The organism is Sphaerisporangium aureirubrum (genome assembly GCF_042658925.1).
Classification (GTDB): Bacteria; Actinomycetota; Actinomycetes; order Streptosporangiales; family Streptosporangiaceae; genus Sphaerisporangium; species Sphaerisporangium aureirubrum.
Map to the genome: position 1 here is coordinate 23,400 of NZ_JBHSRF010000040.1, position 17,485 is coordinate 40,884.

Annotated in this window: 18 protein-coding genes; 7 read left to right on the forward strand and 11 right to left on the reverse strand. The window is 68.9% G+C overall.

What is annotated here, in order from left to right; genetic code table 11:
• Positions 1–2: 2 nt before the first annotated feature.
• Complete coding sequence (locus ACFP1K_RS24165; RefSeq protein WP_380757149.1) at positions 3–428, reverse strand: hypothetical protein; 426 nt, start codon at positions 426–428, stop codon at positions 3–5.
• A gap of 146 nt (positions 429–574) precedes the next feature.
• Between ACFP1K_RS24165 and ACFP1K_RS24170 the strand changes: the two genes are divergently transcribed.
• A complete protein-coding gene (locus ACFP1K_RS24170) occupies positions 575–1,603 on the forward strand; it encodes a Scr1 family TA system antitoxin-like transcriptional regulator (protein ID WP_380757151.1) in 1,029 nt (342 codons plus the stop codon).
• Between the two features lie 56 nt (positions 1,604–1,659).
• Here ACFP1K_RS24170 and ACFP1K_RS24175 read toward each other — a convergent pair whose 3' ends face one another.
• Together ACFP1K_RS24175 and ACFP1K_RS24180 are read right to left on the reverse strand one after the other, a co-directional pair.
• A complete protein-coding gene (locus tag ACFP1K_RS24175) occupies positions 1,660–2,682 on the reverse strand; it encodes an endo-1,4-beta-xylanase (RefSeq protein WP_380757153.1) in 1,023 nt (340 codons plus the stop codon).
• A 152-nt stretch (positions 2,683–2,834) separates the two neighbouring features.
• Positions 2,835–3,881 carry an endo-1,4-beta-xylanase gene (locus ACFP1K_RS24180; protein WP_380757155.1) on the reverse strand — a complete coding sequence of 349 codons (1,047 nt, stop codon included), beginning with the start codon at positions 3,879–3,881 and terminating at the stop codon, positions 2,835–2,837.
• Between the two features lie 295 nt (positions 3,882–4,176).
• On the opposite strand from ACFP1K_RS24180, the gene ACFP1K_RS24185 reads away from it, so the two are divergent.
• Positions 4,177–4,560: a VOC family protein gene (locus tag ACFP1K_RS24185; protein WP_380757157.1), complete on the forward strand. Its 384-nt coding sequence runs from the start codon at positions 4,177–4,179 to the stop codon at positions 4,558–4,560.
• Positions 4,561–4,711: 151 nt separating this feature from the next.
• Here ACFP1K_RS24185 and ACFP1K_RS24190 read toward each other — a convergent pair whose 3' ends face one another.
• The 5 genes from ACFP1K_RS24190 to ngcE form a co-directional block, all read right to left on the reverse strand.
• The gene (locus ACFP1K_RS24190) at positions 4,712–5,008 is read right to left on the reverse strand and encodes a 4a-hydroxytetrahydrobiopterin dehydratase (RefSeq protein ID WP_380757159.1); all 297 of its coding nucleotides are present in this window, start codon (positions 5,006–5,008) and stop codon (positions 4,712–4,714) included.
• A gap of 79 nt (positions 5,009–5,087) precedes the next feature.
• Positions 5,088–7,196, reverse strand: coding sequence for a M6 family metalloprotease domain-containing protein (locus ACFP1K_RS24195; protein ID WP_380757161.1), 2,109 nt, complete (start codon positions 7,194–7,196; stop codon positions 5,088–5,090).
• 131 nt (positions 7,197–7,327) lie between these two features.
• Entirely contained in the window at positions 7,328–8,236 is a 909-nt protein-coding gene (locus ACFP1K_RS24200) for a carbohydrate ABC transporter permease (RefSeq protein ID WP_380757163.1), read from the reverse strand.
• Positions 8,236–9,159 carry a carbohydrate ABC transporter permease gene (locus ACFP1K_RS24205; RefSeq protein WP_380757165.1) on the reverse strand — a complete coding sequence of 308 codons (924 nt, stop codon included), beginning with the start codon at positions 9,157–9,159 and terminating at the stop codon, positions 8,236–8,238. Before ACFP1K_RS24205 ends, ACFP1K_RS24200 begins: the two co-directional genes overlap by 1 nt.
• 35 nt (positions 9,160–9,194) lie before the next feature.
• Complete coding sequence (gene ngcE, locus ACFP1K_RS24210; RefSeq protein WP_380757167.1) at positions 9,195–10,646, reverse strand: N-acetylglucosamine/diacetylchitobiose ABC transporter substrate-binding protein; 1,452 nt, start codon at positions 10,644–10,646, stop codon at positions 9,195–9,197.
• Between the two features lie 358 nt (positions 10,647–11,004).
• Between ngcE and ACFP1K_RS24215 the strand changes: the two genes are divergently transcribed.
• The gene (locus ACFP1K_RS24215; RefSeq protein ID WP_380757169.1) at positions 11,005–12,255 is read left to right on the forward strand and encodes a DUF4032 domain-containing protein; all 1,251 of its coding nucleotides are present in this window, start codon (positions 11,005–11,007) and stop codon (positions 12,253–12,255) included.
• 10 nt (positions 12,256–12,265) lie between these two features.
• On the opposite strand, the gene ACFP1K_RS24220 is transcribed toward ACFP1K_RS24215, so the two are convergent.
• On the reverse strand, positions 12,266–12,769 hold the full coding sequence (locus ACFP1K_RS24220; RefSeq protein ID WP_380757172.1) for a DUF523 domain-containing protein: 504 nt from the start codon (positions 12,767–12,769) through the stop codon (positions 12,266–12,268).
• Between the two features lie 260 nt (positions 12,770–13,029).
• Here ACFP1K_RS24220 and ACFP1K_RS24225 point away from each other — a divergent pair, with 260 nt between their 5' ends.
• The 3 genes from ACFP1K_RS24225 to ACFP1K_RS24235 are packed head-to-tail and all read left to right on the forward strand — an operon-like array spanning position 13,030 to position 14,672.
• Positions 13,030–13,407 carry a roadblock/LC7 domain-containing protein gene (locus ACFP1K_RS24225; protein ID WP_380757174.1) on the forward strand — a complete coding sequence of 126 codons (378 nt, stop codon included), beginning with the start codon at positions 13,030–13,032 and terminating at the stop codon, positions 13,405–13,407.
• Between the two features lie 3 nt (positions 13,408–13,410).
• The gene (locus ACFP1K_RS24230; protein WP_380757176.1) at positions 13,411–14,256 is read left to right on the forward strand and encodes a hypothetical protein; all 846 of its coding nucleotides are present in this window, start codon (positions 13,411–13,413) and stop codon (positions 14,254–14,256) included.
• Between the two features lie 44 nt (positions 14,257–14,300).
• Positions 14,301–14,672, forward strand: a complete 372-nt coding sequence (locus ACFP1K_RS24235) for a hypothetical protein (RefSeq protein ID WP_380757178.1) — start codon at positions 14,301–14,303, stop codon at positions 14,670–14,672.
• A 22-nt stretch (positions 14,673–14,694) separates the two neighbouring features.
• Here ACFP1K_RS24235 and ACFP1K_RS24240 read toward each other — a convergent pair whose 3' ends face one another.
• A complete protein-coding gene (locus ACFP1K_RS24240; protein ID WP_380757180.1) occupies positions 14,695–15,570 on the reverse strand; it encodes an alpha/beta fold hydrolase in 876 nt (291 codons plus the stop codon).
• A 51-nt stretch (positions 15,571–15,621) separates the two neighbouring features.
• Positions 15,622–16,734 carry an LLM class flavin-dependent oxidoreductase gene (locus tag ACFP1K_RS24245; RefSeq protein WP_380757182.1) on the reverse strand — a complete coding sequence of 371 codons (1,113 nt, stop codon included), beginning with the start codon at positions 16,732–16,734 and terminating at the stop codon, positions 15,622–15,624.
• On the opposite strand from ACFP1K_RS24245, the gene ACFP1K_RS24250 reads away from it, so the two are divergent.
• Positions 16,696–16,866: a hypothetical protein gene (locus ACFP1K_RS24250; protein ID WP_380757252.1), complete on the forward strand. Its 171-nt coding sequence runs from the start codon at positions 16,696–16,698 to the stop codon at positions 16,864–16,866. The two genes, ACFP1K_RS24245 and ACFP1K_RS24250, sit on opposite strands and share 39 nt — an antisense overlap.
• The last annotated feature ends 619 nt before the right edge of the window (positions 16,867–17,485 follow it).

A 17,485-nucleotide genomic window follows, 5' to 3' on the forward strand; every position in this document is an offset into this window, starting at 1 on the left:
ACCTACATCGGCCCGTTCTCCGGCGCGCCTGCCGGGAGGCGGGTGTGGTCGCGGGCCAGGAGGCGCAGGTAGGCGGCGGCTTCCACTGTTTGGTGGAGGGGGAAGCGGAGCCAGGGGGCGTCGCGGGGGGTCACGCAGTAGAAGCGGCCTTCGGTCATGTCGGCTACCAGGACTGTGGCGCGTTGTTCCTGGTCGGGGCCGAAGACGTGGAGTTCTGTGGGGTGGTGGGTCTCGTGGGGGCGGATGGGGCCGTCGGAGGGGGTGCGTTCTCGGAGGTGGATCTCAGAGCGGGTGCCGTGCGGGGTCAGCTCGCGCTGGAGGATCGAGAGGAGTTCGGCGCAGTGGGCCGCGGTGCTGGCCGAGACCGGCCTGGTGCGCACCGTGGGGCGTGCCTCGGTCAGGCCCGTACCGAGTGAGAGATGTGCCATCAGCCATCACCATTCCCTGTTCGGCGAATATCTTCTCAGGGTGACGCCGAGCGACTACTGTCGGTAGTCCTCGCGATGTACTGCCGATAGACGGAATTCGTAGATCCCTAGGTAAACCGTGGGATCGGTCGATAGGAGCGGACCGGATGCCTCTCCCCAACGAGCTGCACCCGGCCGACAGCCCACGCGCGCTTTTCGGATTCGAGCTGAGAAAACACCGCGAGGCGGCCGGATTGACGCAGCGTGAGCTGGCCGACAAAATCCAGTACACAAATGTGATGATCAGCGCAGTTGAGAACGCAAAACGGACGCCTTCTCTGGACTTCGCCGAGCGATGTGACGCCGCCTTGCATCTTGACGGAGCCCTTGTCCGGCTGTGGCCATTCATCCATCACTCGGCGACCCCGACGTGGTTCCGGCCATGGCTGGATCTGGAGCGTGAGGCGACCGTGCTCCGCACCTGGGAGCCCCTGGTCGTGCCGGGCCTCCTGCAGACCGAGGAATACGCTAGAACGATTTTCCAAGGGGAGCCGCGGCCCGTCCCCGAGCGGGTCGAGGAGCAGGTCATGGCCCGGATGGAACGGCAGCTCATCTTCGAGCGGGCCGAACCCCCGATGTTCTGGGCACTGCTGGACGAGGGGGTCCTGCACCGGGTAATCGGCAACCATCACATTATGAATGAACAGCTCAAACGGCTCGAAGAGCTTAGTTTCCTACCACATATCACCATCCAGGTAGTTCCCTTCAGTGCGCGTGCCACAGCGGGACTGGAGGGCGGATTCGTCTTAGCTCAGACCCCTGGTGCGGCCGATACGGTATACATCGAGGCAGTCGGACACGGACACCTCCTTGAGCGAGATGAAGATGTCCGAAAAATTGCCACACGCTACGAGGTAATCCGAGCCGAGGCGCTGCCGAGGCAGGCGTCGCTCGACCTCATCAGGGAGATTAGATACCGAATGAACCCACAGCTGGAGCAGGAACTGGCTGTCGCCACTTGGAGGAAGTCCAGCCGCTCTGGAGGTAGCGGCGGAAACTGTGTCGAGATCGCATCCCTGGCCGACGGCCACAAGGGTGTGCGCGACAGCAAGAACCCCACCGGCCCGGCGTTCGTGGTCGGAGCGGGCGCCTGGGAGGCGTTCCGCGCGGGTGTCGAGGACGGCACCCTGGCATGACCGGATGAGGCCGCGCCCCGGACGCCGTCGCGTCCGGGGCGCGGCCGTTTCCGGGGTCAGCCGAGCGCGATCAGGACGGCGTCGTAGGCGGGCTTCTTCGCGTAGTTGCGGTCGAAGAGCAGAGGTGTGTCGAGGGGGTGCGAGGAGTAGTGGTCGGGGATGCCCCAGACCGTGATGCCGGTGCACCGGGGGACGGCGAGGCAGGCGACCACGACGGCGCGGTAGGTGTCGGCCTGGGGGGTGCCGCCGCCGGCGACGTCGAGCTGGGTGATCTCGACGTCCACCCCCAGGGCGGCGAACTCTTCGAGGGTGCGCAGGTAGCTGGCCGGGAGCGGGGCGCTACGGGGATCGAAGCGTGACTCCAGGCCGACGCAGTCGATGGGCACGCCGCGGGCCTTCAGGTCGCGGACCAAGGTGAGGACGGCCCGGCCCTTCGGCTTGTCGACGTCCTCGATGCCGTAGTCGTTGTAGCAGAGCTTGGCCGCGGGGTCGGCGGCGCGGGCGGCGCGGAACGCCTCCTCGATGTAGCCGTCACCGAGCCACTGCTGGAAGACCGTGGGGCGCCGGGGGGCACCCGGGGTGTCGGCGAACGCCTCGGACACCACGTCCCAGGTGCCGAACACCCCCCGGTAGCGGGTCATCATCACGTTGATGTGGTTGATCATCGCGACGCGCGTGTTGGCGGCGTTGGGCAGGCTGGTCAGCCAGCCGGGCAGCCAGGACGGTCCCACCAGGTGCCCGCGCAGCCGTATCCCCCGGGACCGCGCGTGGAAGGCGACCTGGTCGGCCGAGTAGAAGTTGAACAAGTTGCGCTGCGGTTCCACCGTGCTCCACCGCAGCTCCACCTCGGGCGTGACCGAGGTGAACTCCCGGTTCAGCACGGTGGCGTACGGCGCCTCCCCGAGGAAACGCGCCTGCACCGCGGCCCCGAAGAACCGCCCGGTCCGCGCGGCCCCCGCACCGAGCGTGGTGGCCGCCTCGGCCGGCACCGGGAGCACGACGGCCAGGACCAGTCCGAGCACACCTGCGACGGCGACGGCCAGGACGCGGCGTGACGAACAAACGACACCGCTCATCATGTCCTTCCTCCGGTGGAACATCGATCGGGGCAGGGACGTGCATCACCCGAGACAACGCGACGGAAGGCACTCCAAGGGAGTGCCCGGGCCACTTCGAAACGTGTCTTTCGGGGCGGTGAGCTGGTCGCGGATGCAGGTCGTCCAGATCCGCTTCAGCTTCCTCCGGACGTCACCCACATGCCGAGGCCGGCGAGCGTGGCGGCGTAGGCCGGTTTCTTGTTGTAGTAGCGGTCGAAGAGCAACGGGGCGGAGCCGGAGCGCCAGCTGTAGTGGTCGGGGATGCCCCAGACGGTTATCCCTTTGCAGCGGGGGACGGCCACGCAGGAGGAGACGGCGGAGCGGTAGATCTCGGCCTGGCGGGAGGCGGTGTCCGACACGTCGAGCTCGGTCATGTGGACGTCGACGCCGTAGGCGGCGAACTGCTGGAGGGTGGGGCGGAAATTGGGCGGGGACGGGAAGGCTCGGTAATCGAAGTGGGACTCCAGGCCGACACAGTCGAGGGGGACGCCGCGTGTCTTGAAGTCGCGTACGAGGGCGAGGACGGCCTGGGTCTTGGGCTTCGCGACGTCCTCGATGCCGTAGTCGTTGTAGCAGAGCCTGGTCTGGGGGTCGGCGGCGCGCGCGGCGCGGAAAGCCTGCTCGATCCAGCTGTCACCCAGGCGGGACTGGAAGATGCCGGGACGGCGGGGACTGGTGGAGGTGTCGGCGAAAGCCTCCCCGACGACGTCCCAGGTGGCGACCTTGCCTTGGAAATGGCGCATCACGGTGGTGATGAAAGTGACCAGGGCCGCGTTGACGTCAGAGGCGCTGCCCAGGCTGGTCACCCAGTTCGGTATCCCATAGGACGCCACCAGGCGCCCCCGGACCGTCATCCCACGGGCCTGCGCGTACTCGACGATGCGATCCGCCGGTGCGAAGTTCCACACCCCCCGGGACGGCTGCAGCACCTCCCACCACATCTCCAGTTCAGGGGTGACCGACGTGAACTCACGGTCCAGCACCGTCGTGTAGGCGGCCTCACCGAGATACCGCGCCTGCACCGCGGCCCCGAAGTAGCGCCCGCTCCTCGCGGCGGCCCCGCCCAGGGTGGAGTCGGCTGCGGCCGGCGAGGACGGCACGACGGCCAGGGCCACGGCGACGACGCCCGCGGCGACCACCACCAGGAAGCGGTGTAACGGACGCACGACATCAATGATCATGTTTCTCCTCCGGTGGAACACCGTGCGGGGAAGGGGGACGCGAATCACCCGAGGTAGCGCGACAGGAGGTGCTCCCATGGAGTGTGTGGACCACTCCAAAGCGTGTCAATCAGCACCCGGCAGCTCTCCGGAGCACAAAAGAGGATCACCCCGTCGACGCTGCACGGGAACCACGCGACCCCAGATATCCCCGGGGAAAGGTTCACAGGCGCAGGGGCACCGGCCACGTGGAGGTGGCGCCTCGCGCACGCCGGCGCCATGGACACGACCGAGGCCATGCGACAAGCTGCGACGCATGCGAACTCGGACGGACGGCATGTGGTGGGGGACGGCGATCGAAGCACCGGATCCAGGTGCTCTGGCGCGCTTCTACTCCGAGTTGCTCGGGTGGCCCATCGGCCACGAGGAACCGGGGACCGCCATTCTCACCGCCCCGCAGGGGTCCGTCTACGTCGTCTTCCAGCAGGCGACCGGCTACCGGCCTCCCGTCTGGCCTCCCGTCGACGGCGCGCAACGGCCGATGATGCACTTCGACTTCCAGGTCGGCGACCTGGACTCCGCGGTCGCCGACGCGGTCGCCTTAGGAGCCACCTTGGCCACGGCCCAGCCACAGGAGAACGTCCGAGTGCTCCTGGACCCGGCCGGCCATCCCTTCTGCCTCTGCCGCGAAGAGGACTGAGCCGCGAGCGCCGCGGCGTTCACCACATGCCGGCGTCCGGCGTGGAGTGGGGTCAGTAGCCGAAGGCGGCGAGAGCGTCGTAGCAGGCGGGCTTCTTGTAGCCGTCACGCTGCGCCAAGGCTCGGTGAACACACGGGAGGTGAGGAAAGGTTCAGGACGCGGCGTGGTCCGCGGCGATGGTGTCGATGCGCAGGGCCAGGGTGAAGTCGTTCTGAGTGAGGCCACCGGCGTCGTGGGTGGTTAGTGCCAGGTGGAGTTTGCGCCATCTGATGTCGATGTCGGGGTGGTGGTTGAGGGCCTCGGCCTGTTCGGCGATGTCGTTGACGATCGCTATGGCGGTGCGGAAGTCGGGGGCGACGATGGTGCGGCGGATCTCGTCGCCTTCGCGTCGCCAGTCAGGGACCTCTGCCAGTCGTGCGGTGATCGCCTCGTCGTCCAGCCTCTCCATACCGATCATCATTTCACGTGGTGGCGACAATGTCGCGGGGCGGGCACGGCGGGGTGCCGTGCCCGGCCCGGGGGGTGGGTCAGAGGCCGACGGCGGCGCAGGTGGTGGTGGAGTTCTTGGTGGGGTCGCTTTCGCTGGTGGCGGTTAGGGTGATCTTGGCTAGGCGGGGGGCGGTCTTGGTGCGCTGGACCTCGATGGGGATGAGGGTGGTTTTGCCGAACTCAAGGGCGGTGAGTTGGTTGGGGGTCCAGGTCGTCCAGCCCTTGGTGGAGGTGGAGGCGGACAGGCGGTAGACGTCGGAGTTGAGGTAGGCGGAGACGTCTTCGGGGTGTTCGCCCTGGGGGGTGGCCTTTTTGCCGGTGTTGGTCAGGGGGAACTGGCAGGTGGCCCAGTCGGTGCCCTTGGTGATGGTGGCGGTGGGGAGGAGCTTCACGCCGCGGCGTTGGGGGCCGGCGCCGTCCAGGGAGCGGACGGCGACGGTGTAGGAGAGGATGCCCTTCTTGTCGCGGTGCTTGCCGATGATGTAGAAGTGCAGGCGGTTGGCCTGGTCGACGTGCTCGAACTCGCTGCCGGAGCCGGTGCCGGCGTGGAAGAGCGCGTCGGACAGCTGCCGGTAGTCGCCGATGGTGATCGGGACAGCGGTTTCGTCCGGCAGGACGTAGTCGGTCATGCCGATGTCCTGCGGGTTGGCGTCGATCACCCACTCGAACGGCGCGCGGTCCTGGTCCTTGGTCTTGGCCACCAGCACGCCGGAGTCCGGGGTGAAGGAGTCGGCGCCCATCCGGTCCACGACCTCGACCGTGTAGTTCTGGTAGCCGCCGCCGTCGCACAACGCGTCGGTGTTGACGTCGCACGCGGGGCTGAGGTCGCCGCCGCCGAGCACCACGTTCACACCGGCCAGGCCGCTCGCGCCGGGCTGGACGGTACGCGCGGTGACCTTGGCGACCACCAGGCCGGACTGGGCCAGCGCCTCACGGGTGAGCCGGAGCACGTTGCCCTCGTCGACCATGTTCAGCTTGATCTTGTTGCGCAGCATGTGCTGGGCGCCCATCGAGCCGCCGCCGGTCGGCGGGATCAGCCACCGGCTGTGCGGGCCGCCGGGGCCGTTGAAGCTGCCGCGGCTGAGCATCTCCCAGATGCCGGTGTACGCCCGGCGCGGCGGCACGCTGAAGGGGTTGTTGTAGTTGTCGCCGATGCCGAGGATGTGGCTCAGCTCGTGCGCGTACACGCCCTGGCCGGAGCTCTCGGCCTGCGTGGACGAGCCACCGCCGGCGTTCGGCCAGATGGACGAGCCCGACGCCCAGGAGGTCCACTCGACGTACCGCGTGCGCGACCAGTTGGGCAGCGCGGGGTCCGGCGGCCCGAAGTCGTCGGTGACGTCCTCCTTGGTGGGGAACTTGATCGGCCCGAACTCCTGCCAGGTGGCCGACTCGTCCTGCCCCGCGCTGAGGTAGAAGATGAAGTCGAACTGGGCCAGGGTGGGCTCGCCCTGCTCGGCGGCGAAGGCGGCGCGCCCGTCGGTGCGGATGTTGCGGTTGCAGTTGTCGCCGGCCGGGCAGGCGGTGCCGGCCTGGAACTCCATGGCGTACTCGTGGTCCTTGCCCGGCATCTCGTACGGGCCGAAGGCCGTGAGGTCGACGCCGTACCGGCCGCCGGAGTCCTCCATCCAGTACTCGTGGATGGTGTGGCCGCGGTTGAGCGTGTTGGGGGTGTTCAGGAAGTCCTTGTAGAACTGCGCGACCTGCGTCCGGGGGATGTCGTGCGCCTCGGTGCTGGGGTTGCCGAACACCGTGGACCGGGCGGGCTGCGTGACCACGAAGGGCTGGTTGGGGTAGTCGAGCAGGACCAGGGCGCCCTTGAAGGTGCGCTGCGAGCCCTTGCCCGCGGGGTCGGCCCAGTTGGTCCCGGGGACCGCCTTGTAGTCCGCCCACGTCATGTGGTCGGGGTTCTTCCAGTTCTGCGGGTCGATCGCGGCGGGGCCGCCGGGCACGCCGCGCAGGGCCGACGCGGGGGCCGACTCCTGCCAGGGCTGCCGCTGCGGCCAGTGGTCGGCCTGCCAGGGGTTGGCGGGCTCGGGCGGCGGTTCGGCCGCGGCCGGGCCGGGGATCGCGGTCAGCCCCACGGGGCCGAGCACGACGGCGGCGAACAACAGGGTGAGTCGTCTTCTCCGGCGATGGACGGATGGCACGGTCTCTGCCTCATCTCCATGGGGGGCTGCTCGGCCGCCTGCCTACAGACGGCCTTGACCGCGATCATGAAGCAGAAGTCGAATCCCGGCAAGAGGTGACAAATGATGAAAACGGCCCCACCATAAAGGCGCTACTTGACGGCCCCAGCGGTGAGCCCGGACTGGATCTGGCGCTGGAAGATGATGTAGACGATCAGCATCGGGATGATCGCCATGCTGAGCGCCGCGAACAGCCCCGGCCAGTCGGCCTCGTAGCCCGCGTTGGTGTTGATGTTGGCGATGCCCTGGGTGATCAGCCATTTGTCCTCGACGCCGCCCGACAGCAGCACGATGGGCAGGAGGTACTGGTTCCACTGGCCGAGGATGTTGAAGATGGTGATGCTGATCAGCCCGGGGCGGGCCATCGGCATCATGATCTGGAAGAACGTCCGGGTGTGCGACGCGCCGTCCATCATCGCGGCCTCGGCCACCGAGGTGGGCAGCGTCTTGAAGAACGCGGTCAGGAAGAACACCGTGAACGGCAGCGAGTAGGCGATGTACACCAGGATCACGCCGACGTGGGTGTCGATCAGCCCGAGGTTGCGCACCACGAAGAACAGCGGCACCAGCGCCAGGAACACCGGGAAGGACAGCCCCGAGACGAACAGGTAGTACACGATGCGGTTGCCGAAGAAGCGGTAGCGCGCGAGCACGTACGCCGCCATCGACCCGAACAGCATGGTGAACGCGGTGCTGATCGCCACCACGTACACCGTGTTGAGCATGTACGTGCCGATGTGCGCCTTCTCCCAGGCCCGTCCCCAGGCGTCCCACGAGAAGTCGTGCGGCAGTGCCAGCGGCGCGTCGCCGACGATCTCGCCGTTGGTCTTGAAGGACGCCAGGAAGGTCCACAGGATCGGCCCGACGACCAGGATCATCCAGACGACCAGCGCCAGGTGGGAGAGCACGCCGAACGCGCCCAGCGGGTTCCTCGGACGGCTCGGCCGTGCGGTCGCGCGCGGGGCCCCGGCCACCCGGACCGTGTCGGTGTGGGTCGCCATCAGAGCTCGATCCTCTCGCGGCGCGTCACGCGCAGGCTCAGCGCGGCGAACGTGATGGTCAGGAAGAACAGGGCCACGCCCATCGCGGAGGCGTAGCCGAACTTGGAGAACGTGAACGCCGTCCGCCAGATCTCCAGCGGGAGCACGGTGGTGGCGTTGTCCGGGCCGCCGCGGTCCACCGAGAGCACCTGGACCAGGGCGAAGCAGTCGAAGGCGGCGATGCCGAGGTAGACCCAGCCGACCTGGATGGTGTCCCAGATCAGCGGGAGCGTGATGCTGAAGAACAGCCGGAACCGGCCGGCGCCGTCCAGCGCCGCGGCCTCGAAGACGTCGCGCGGGATGGCGGACATCCCCGCGGAGAACAGCACCACGTAGAACCCGACGGACTGCCAGATGACCACGCCCATGATCGACCACAGGGCGAGGTTGGTGTCGATGAGCCAGCCGACCGGGCCGAGGCCCACGACGTTCAGCAGGCCGTTGATGACGCCGGTGCCGTCCGGGCGGTAGATCGCCTGGAACAGCACGCCGACCACCGCCACCGCCAGGACCTGCGGGAAGAAGTACACCACGCGGTAGAGCTTCGACCCGAAGACGCCGGTCATCCGCCCGCCCCTGCTGCCTCCCCCGAGGTTCAGCAGGAACGAGAAGAACAGCGCGATGGCGATGGTGATCAGCGGCATGGCGACCAGGAGCAGCGCGTGGTGGCGCACCGCGGCCCAGAACACGTCGTCGTCCAGCAGGCGGGTGAAGTTCTCGAACCCGATGAACTGCGGGTTCCCTGTGATACCGCGCCAGTTGGTCAGCGAGATGTAGAACGCCTGAGCGTAGGGGCCGATCACGAAGATCGCGTAAAGGGCCACCGGGATCGCCAGGAACGAGACGACGAACCCGTACATTCTCGCCTTGGACGACGTCAGCATCCCGGCCCTCCCTGCTCGCCATGCCGCATGATCTGCTACACCGTCCGGTTCTGCTTGTCGATGGAGGAGTCGGCCTTCACGGAGTCGGCCTTCTTCTGCATGTTGGCGCAGAACTCGTCGGCCGAGATGCGGCCGAACATCAGGGAGTTGGTCTGCTTGCGCAGCTCGGTCTCCAGCTCCTTGTACCAGTTCTCGAAGCTGCTGTAGGTGACGATGTTCGCCCCGGCGGCGGTCTGGGCGTCCGCGACGCTCTTCAGGCCGGGCGACAGCGGGAGGCCCTCGGCGGCGCCGACGACCACGGTGAGGCTGCCGGACTTCTCGGTGAAGCCCTTGGCGCCTTCCTTGGAGAGCATGATGCGGGCGTACTCGAGAGCGCCGGCGGTGTTCTTGCCCTTGGCCGGGATGATGTACGGCTCGCCGGCCGCGGCGCGGATGGCCTCGAACGGCATCTTGTCGCTCGCGGTCAGGCTCGGGGTGGGCGACACGGCGTACTCGAACGAGCCGGGCGTGTTGGCCTTCTGCTCGTTCTCCAGCCAGGAGCCCGACGGGTACAGCGCGACCTTGTCGTTGTTCTGCCGGGTCTGCACCTCGGTGTGGATGAGCCCCTCGTAGCTCTTGTCCATGAACTTGCCGATCTCGGCCCAGGCCGCGGCCGACTGCTTCACCGAGTCGCGGGTCCACGCGCCGTCGGCGAGGTTGTCGATGTCGATGAGGATCTGGTTGCCCTCGATCTTGGCCGCCGTGATCAGGATCATCCAGTACTGGTAGTACGAGGCGTTCTTGCCGGCGTAGGCGTACGGGGTGAGGCCCGCGTCCTTGATGGTCGCGCAGAGGGTCTTGAACTCGTCGAACGTCTTCGGCGGGGTCCAGCCCTTCTCCTGGAAGAGCTTGGCGTTGTACCAGAGGCCGTAGCCGGTGAAGACGTAGTTGAGGATGTACGGCTTGTCGGCGATCAGGCCGGACTCCACCGTGCCGGGGACCAGCGTGTCGCGCACCTTCTTGCTCGGGTCGTCGACCGAAGGCGCGTCGAACAGCGGGGTGAGGTCGAGCAGCTGGCCCTCGCTCTGCAGGGCGCCGTTGTCCATCAGGTCGGAGCCGGAGTTGGCGATGAAGTCCGGCACGTCGCCGCTGGCGAAACGGGGCTGCAGCGTCTGCGCGATCTGCTGGGTCGCGACGTGCTTGACCGAGGCGTTCGGGAATTCCTTCTTGTACAGCGGCTCGTGCACGTCGGTGGCGTAGCTGTCGCCGAGACCACCCTTGAAGATGACGACCTCGAGGGGGGCGTCCGCCTTCACGCCGAACGGGTTGGCCGCCGAGGTGGGCGCCGCGGCGGAGGGGCTCGGGGCGGCGGCGCTGCCACCGCCGCCGCTGGTCGCGCAGGAGCTGAGGAAACCCGCAGCGGGCCCGGCGACGAGCGCGGTAAGGCCGATCCGGCGGAGCATCTGCCGCCGGGTGATCTCTTGGGGCGTGCCGGCGGAGTAGGTCATGCAACCCTCCAGAAAGGAGCTATCAATTAGGAAAGTTTCCTAAACGTTTGAGGAACGTACGTCCAACGCCGTGCACCGTCAAGTGGTATAGGCCAACCCGTGATCGAGCTGTAGCCGACCAGCAAGGGGACCGCGACCGACGACGTCATGCACCGCCCTCCGAAACCCGTGTGTAACCTGCCAACACCACAGGTCATCGGCCGATGATGACACAGAACCCCACGAGATTGACACCCCTTTGACCCGGTCTAGACCAGCAAAGGGGAAACCGTCCGCAGAGCGGACACCGGGTGCGCGCGACGCCCCGGAACGGCTAGCGTCGCCTTCGGCGAGTTCTCTAGTAGCGAGGAGCACGGGTTTGCCGCTCCAGATCACCGGCGCGCCCAGCGATCCCGACCTCATCCGCCTGCCGTGGGAGATCCCCCTGGAGGAGTGGCCGGAGTACCACCTGGTCACCCTGCCGCGGGGCATCTCCCGGCACATCGTGCGATTCGCCCGGCTGTCCGGGCGGGTCTACGCCATCAAAGAGATCAACAGCAGGTTCGCCCGCCGGGAGTACCAGCTGCTGTGGGACCTCGGCCGCCTGGACGCCCCCTCCGTGGAGCCGGTCGCCGTGGTGACCGGCCGGACCACCGAGGACGGGCAGCCGCTGGACTCCGCGCTGATCACCCGGCACCTGCAGTTCTCGCTGCCCTACCGGGCCGTACTGTCCGGCTCGCTGCGGCCCGACACACTCATCCGCCTGCTCGACGCGCTCGCCGTGCTGCTCGTGCGGCTGCACCTCGCCGGGTTCTACTGGGGCGACTGCTCGCTGAGCAACACCCTGTTCCGGCGGGACGCGGGGGCGTTCGCGGCGTACCTCGTGGACGCCGAGACCGGCGAGCTGCACCCGGTGCTCAGCCGGGGCCAGCGCGACCAGGACATCGAGGTCGCCCGGGTGAACATCTTCGGGGAGATGCTCGACCTTGAGGCCGGAGGGTTCCTGCACCCGTCGATAGACCCGCTGGCGTTCGCCGACCAGCTCGTCGCGCGGTACCACCGGCTGTGGGAGGAGCTCACCCAGGAGGAGATCGTCGAGGACGTCGAATGGCACCTGATCGACCAGCGGATCCGCCGGCTCAACTCCCTGGGGTTCGACGTCGCGGAGATGATGATCAGGCGTAAGGCCGGCACCGCCCGGCTGATGGTCAAGCCCAAGGTCGTGGACGCCGGGCACCACCAGCGGCGGCTGCTGCGCCTCACCGGGCTGGACGTCGAGGAGAACCAGGCCAGGCGGCTGCTCAACGACCTCGACTCCTTCCGGGTGGCCAAGGGGCTGCGCCACGAGGACGAGGCCATAGTCGCGCACCTGTGGCTGGCCCAGATCTTCCAGCCGACCGTGCTAGCCATCCCGCCGGAGCTGCGGGGCAAGCTGGAGCCCGCGCAGCTGTTCCACGAGGTGCTGGACCACCGGTGGTTCATGTCGGAGGCAGCGGGGCGGGACGTGGGGCTGGAGGAGGCGCTGCGGTCGTACATCGACACGGTGCTGGTGTTCAAGCCCGACGAGAAGGCGCTGATCGGCGAGAACGCCGTCCCCGGGGTGGAACAGGCGCCGGACCTCACCCTCTGACCGGGTCGCCTCAGCCGCGCACGGCCTCCAGCTCGTCGAGGTAGCCCGCGGCCTCGGCCAGGCGGTCCTCGCCGAAGACGCGGACGCCGTGCACCGACAGCAGCGCGGCCGTCACGCCCGAGCCCGGGGCCACCCGGCCGCGGAAGGTGCCGTCGTGGATGCGCAGGGTGCCGCAGGACGGGCTGCCGTCCTTGAGTATCGCGATCTTGAGGTTCATCGCCCTGACCACGGCCAGCGCGGCCTGCGCGCCGGCCAGGAAGTGGCCGGTCACGTCCACGCCCGCGGCGGTGAGGATGCGCCCGCTGCCCGCCAGCACCGCCGGGCCGCCCACGCCGCCCTCGATCTCGGCGGGGGGCCGGGGCACCGGGAGGCCGCCCTCCACTTCGGGACAGAAGGGCACAAGACGGCCCTCGGTGCGCCAGGCCGCCAGCAGGGCATCGTCGACGGTCTTCGCCTGGCCGTCGAAACGCACCGGACGCCCCATCAGGCACGCGCTGACCAGGATCCTTTCCATTCCCCCACGGTAACGCGCATCGGGCGGGGGTGGTGACGGTGGCATTGCATCCGCATAAGCACCTTTATGAGTAAATCGGCAGAGATATACCGAGCGATATTCAACTGCAGCTCTGCCACCCGGTCGGCAAATCCTTCTACGTGGTGAAAGATCCTTATATCCCAGGACTTTACTGGATCGTTGACTGGTGCCGACCTGGACCGGTGACCTCTCTAGAGTCGGCCCCGTTGTGACGGAAAGTATCCGGCGAGGGGTGCACCGTGCTCGATATCGAAGCCTGCCTGGCCGACGTGGTGGCCATTCCCGGGGCGCTGGACGCGCTCCTGGTCGAGGACTCCGGAGGCGCGGTCGTCGCGTCCGGCTCCCTCACCGCCCTGGACCCGCAGGTCAGCGCCGACGCGTTCGCCCTGAGCCTGCGGGCCACCCTGGACGCGCTCGCGCTGAGCGCGCCCGGCGGCACCGTCCGGATCGAGGACGTCATCGTCACCTCCGACCAGGGCCACCACCTGCTCCGGCCGCTCGACGGGGCGCCGGCCGGGCCGATGCTGCTGTACCTGCGGCTGGACCGCGACCGCGCCAACCTCGCCCTGGCCCGCCACCGGCTGCGCGTCATCGCCGGCCGGCTGGCCACCTCGTGAGCCATGGCGCCCTCCACGCGGCTGGACGCCGTCCTCCCCGGCCTGGCGGACGGCCGGGCGACCGGCTCGCTGCGGGTGGGCCGGGCCGGGACGATCTACCTGACCGCCGGGCGGGTCAGCTACGCCGAGAGCGCCGGGGTCCCCGGGGTGGAGGACCTGCTCGCCTCCTCGGGGCGGATCGCCGCCACCACCCTCGGCTCGATCAGGCGGGAGGCGGCCGAACGGGCCGACGGCGGGGAGACGCTGGTGCGGCAGGGCCTGCTGACCCGGGGCGAGCTGCAGTTCTGCGTGCTCGGCGCCACGCTGGACGCCGCGTTCTTCTTGCTCTCCGCGACCGGCACCCGGCCGCGCTTCCGGGAGGGGGACCGGCACTGGCTCGGCCCGCAGTGGTACTTCGACGTCGCCGGGCTGCTGCGCGAGTGCCGGCGCAGGAGGCTCCGTTTGGACCGCACCTGGCCGTCCCCCGACCTGGACACCCGCCCCGTCGCCCCCATCCCCCGCGTCAGCGCGGACCGTGTGGTTCTCACGGCCGTTCAGTGGGAGGTCGTCGTCCACGCGGACGCCGTCGCCACCCCTGCCGAGCTGGCCCGGCGCCTCGGCCGCCCGGCCTACCCCGTCCTGCTGGCCGTCCGCCAGCTGGCCGCCGCCGGCCTGCTGACCCCTCCCCCGGCCGCTCCACCGCCTGACGCGCCGCCCCCGGACGTGCCCGGCGCCGTCCCGCCCGGTGCGCTGCCCCGCAGGGAGAGGCGGGCCGTGCGGCCGGAGGGCGTGCCGCCGCCCCACGATGCCGACGCCACCGACGTCGGTGTGCTCATCAGGCTCCGTGACGCGCTGGAGCGGCTGCTCTGACCGCTCCCCCGTGATTCGACACCCAAATCCCCAGGAGGAAGCACATGGCCGGCATTGACGTCTCGCTCAAGGAGATGATGTCCGTCGACGGCGCGATCGGCGCCGCCGTGGTCGACTACGGCAGCGGCATGGCCCTCGGCGCCCTCGGCGGCTCCAAGGACCTGGACCTCCAGGTGGCCGCCGCCGGGAACACCGAGGTGATCAAGGCCAAGCTCCGCACGATGGAGGCCCTGCGGCTCCAGGACGGCATCGAGGACATCCTGATCACCTTGAACACCCAGTACCACGTCATCCGCCCCCTGGCGGGCCGGAGCGGCAAGGGCCTGTTCCTCTACCTGGCCCTGGACCGGCAACGCGCCAACCTGGCCCTGGCCCGCCACTCCCTGCGTCACATCGAGGAGAAGCTGGAGGTCTGACGCGCCTCGCCGACGGCGGCCGTCATCGGGCGGCGACGCGGGTGGTCAGTTCGGTGACGGCGTCGACGATCTGCGGCCACAGCGGGCGCGGCAGGTCGTGGGCCATCCCGGGGAAGGTCAGGAGCCTGGCTCCCGGGATGGCGTCCGCCGTGGCGATGCCGCCGGAGAGCTGGACCAGCGGGTCGTCCTCTCCGTGGATCACCAGGGCGGGCACCGACAGCTCCCGCAGCGCCGCCGTCCGGTCGCCGGAGGCGAGGATCGCCGCGAACTGGCGGCCGAAGCCCGGCGGGTCAAAGGAGCGGTCGTAGCTGTCCCCCGCCACCTTGACCAGCCGCTGCTCGTCCATCGGGTAGCCGGGCGAACCCAGCACCTTCCACGCCTCCAGCGCCCGCCTGATCACGGACTGACGGTCCGGGGCCGACGGCATCAGCAGCGTCCCGAGCGCCCGCTCGGTGGGCGGCCCGGCCTCCAGGCCCGGCGTCGACATGATCGAGGTGAGGCTGAGCGTCCGCTCCGGGTGCCGGATGGCGAACTCCTGGGCGATCATCCCGCCCATCGACGCTCCGAGGACGTGCACCGCGTCCAGCCCGAGCGCGGCCACCAGGCCCGCCGTGTCGTCCGCCATGTCGCTCAGGCGGTACGGCGCTCCCGAGGTGTCGCCGCCGAGCGCCGCCGCCAGGTCCGGCGCGCCGGCCTCGTGCAGGTGCGTCGACAGGCCCGCGTCGCGGTTGTCGAACCGGATGACGTGATGCCCGGCGTCCGCGAGCGCCGCGCAGAAGTTCTCGTCCCAGCTGATCATCTGGGTTCCCAGCCCCATGATCAGCAACAACGGACGCGCCCCGACCTCCCCGAAGGTGTCGTAGACGATCTCGATTCCATTGGCCTCGACACGATTCATGCGAACAGAATTCCATTCTGTTCCACTGCCGACAAGTGGCGCGCCCGGTCGTCACATGGACTCGCGGAGCAAAGGGAGCACCTCGGTGCCGAGCCTGGTGACGTTCTCGATGGTCGCGGCGGGGTCGCCCGCGCCTTCGACGGCGAGGATCAGGTGACGTATGCCGGTGCGCTCGACGGTGGCGCGCAGCGTGGCCACGCAGTGGGACGGGGAGCCGACGGGGTGCAGGCGGCACAGCAGGTCGGTGTAGTCGCGAGCGTTCCTCGGACGGTACGGACGGCCGTCCGCGCGGCGGTATCCCGCCAGCCCCGGTTCCAGCCACCTCGGCAAGGACCGCGTGATGACCGCCACGGCCTCCTCGGTGGTGTCGGCCACCTGGGCGAGACCGGCCGCGACATGGGGAACGTCCCCGGTGTCACCTGCGGCCCGCCCGTACGCCTCCACCATGGCGGCCTTGTCTGCGTCCCCGATGTGCATTCCCAGCAGCATCGGAAGCCCTCGCGCGGCCGCGAGTCCCAGGGTCCGCCGGGACGTGACCGCCACCACCGGCCGGATCGCCCGCTCCGGCCGCGGCACCATCTCGACCGCCGGAAACCGGAACACCGGCCCGTGACCCGCGACCGCCCCTCCGGAAAGAGCGGCCAGAAGCAGATCCAGACTCTCGGCGAACCCGTCCTCATATCGTGCGAGCCCCGTCCCGAACACCTCCAGATCGACCCACGGCCCGCCGCGCCCCACCCCCAACCGGAACCGCCCTCCCGAGACATGGTCCAGCAGCACCGCCTGCTCGGCCAAAGCCACAGGATGCGCGGTCGACAACACACTGACCGCCGTACCCACATTCACCCGAGAAGTCCGCCCAAGAATATGCCCCGCCAACGTCACCGCCGAAGGACAAAGCCCATAAGACATGAAGTGATGCTCAGCCACCCAAACATCATCAAACCCCACCCCCTCCGCCACCACACCCGCCTCCACCGCCGCCCCCAGCAACTCCCCCTGCCCCCACCCAGGAAACCCAGCCACCACCAGAAACACCCCAACCCGCAGATCTCCGGCCACCTGTCCACTGTGCCACCCACCTGACCGGAGAGCGATTAGACAAATCCTCGACGAGGACCGATAGTGGCAGCCGTCGATCACCGCCCTCAACATGGAGGACATATGCCTTTTGGCGTTAGCTGGCCGGAGCTGGCAGCCATCTTCGCTTCAATCATATTTGCCGCTTTGATTATCTTCCGCATTTACCGAATCGGCCGCAAGATACGCCAATGGACTCACAAAGCCAAGCAGTGACGCTTTTCATCTGGAATAGCGGCCTGCCTCGATGGCATGCAGCCGGGATGATGAGCCCGGCAGAACCGGGGACACGGGGGTATCCCCCGCACGAGCACAGCCCTTGCGCCCTTCGCGCGGAGCGCGGTGATCACCAACGGCGCGACCGTCCTGGTGATCGGCCCTTGCGCCCTTCGCGCGGAGCGCGGCCTCCCGCAACGACCATTTCACTGGCGCCGCACACGCGCTGGGTTGTCCGCCGTAAGGCGACGCCGCCGGAATCCCGTCGCCTCGTCGGGTTCGCCTTCTCCGGCGCCGGGTCGGCGGGACGTGGTACGGCGAATACGGCGCCGTCATACGGCGGAACCCGGCCAGGCGGAACGCGTCGCGGTGGAGCACCATGAGCCCGGCAGGACCCGGGGGCGCGGGGGTGTCCCCCGCACCAGCACAGCCCTTGCGCCCTTCGCGCGAAGCGCGGCCTCCCGCGAGGACCATTTCACCGGCGCCGCACACACGCCGGGTTGTCCGCCGTAGAGCGGCGCCGATTTCGCCGTTCCACGTCCCGCCGTCGCGGCGCCGGAAAGAGAACGTCCTGAACGGACCGGGGCACGGGTCGGTGGGGGTGGCGGGCAGGGGCGCC

Coding starts and splice junctions, on each gene's coding strand:
- ACFP1K_RS24235 (WP_380757178.1), top strand. CDS start 14,301: ATGGCCGGCATTGACGTCTCGCTCAAGGAGATGATGTCCGTCGACGGC.
- ACFP1K_RS24175 (WP_380757153.1), bottom strand. CDS start 2,682: ATGATGAGCGGTGTCGTTTGTTCGTCACGCCGCGTCCTGGCCGTCGCC.
- ACFP1K_RS24205 (WP_380757165.1), bottom strand. CDS start 9,159: ATGCTGACGTCGTCCAAGGCGAGAATGTACGGGTTCGTCGTCTCGTTC.
- ACFP1K_RS24240 (WP_380757180.1), bottom strand. CDS start 15,570: ATGAATCGTGTCGAGGCCAATGGAATCGAGATCGTCTACGACACCTTC.
- ACFP1K_RS24165 (WP_380757149.1), bottom strand. CDS start 428: ATGGCACATCTCTCACTCGGTACGGGCCTGACCGAGGCACGCCCCACG.
- ACFP1K_RS24170 (WP_380757151.1), top strand. CDS start 575: ATGCCTCTCCCCAACGAGCTGCACCCGGCCGACAGCCCACGCGCGCTT.
- ACFP1K_RS24245 (WP_380757182.1), bottom strand. CDS start 16,734: ATGTCCTCCATGTTGAGGGCGGTGATCGACGGCTGCCACTATCGGTCC.
- ngcE (WP_380757167.1), bottom strand. CDS start 10,646: ATGACCTACTCCGCCGGCACGCCCCAAGAGATCACCCGGCGGCAGATG.
- ACFP1K_RS24220 (WP_380757172.1), bottom strand. CDS start 12,769: ATGGAAAGGATCCTGGTCAGCGCGTGCCTGATGGGGCGTCCGGTGCGT.
- ACFP1K_RS24190 (WP_380757159.1), bottom strand. CDS start 5,008: ATGGAGAGGCTGGACGACGAGGCGATCACCGCACGACTGGCAGAGGTC.
- ACFP1K_RS24200 (WP_380757163.1), bottom strand. CDS start 8,236: ATGGCGACCCACACCGACACGGTCCGGGTGGCCGGGGCCCCGCGCGCG.
- ACFP1K_RS24230 (WP_380757176.1), top strand. CDS start 13,411: ATGGCGCCCTCCACGCGGCTGGACGCCGTCCTCCCCGGCCTGGCGGAC.
- ACFP1K_RS24185 (WP_380757157.1), top strand. CDS start 4,177: ATGCGAACTCGGACGGACGGCATGTGGTGGGGGACGGCGATCGAAGCA.
- ACFP1K_RS24180 (WP_380757155.1), bottom strand. CDS start 3,881: ATGATCATTGATGTCGTGCGTCCGTTACACCGCTTCCTGGTGGTGGTC.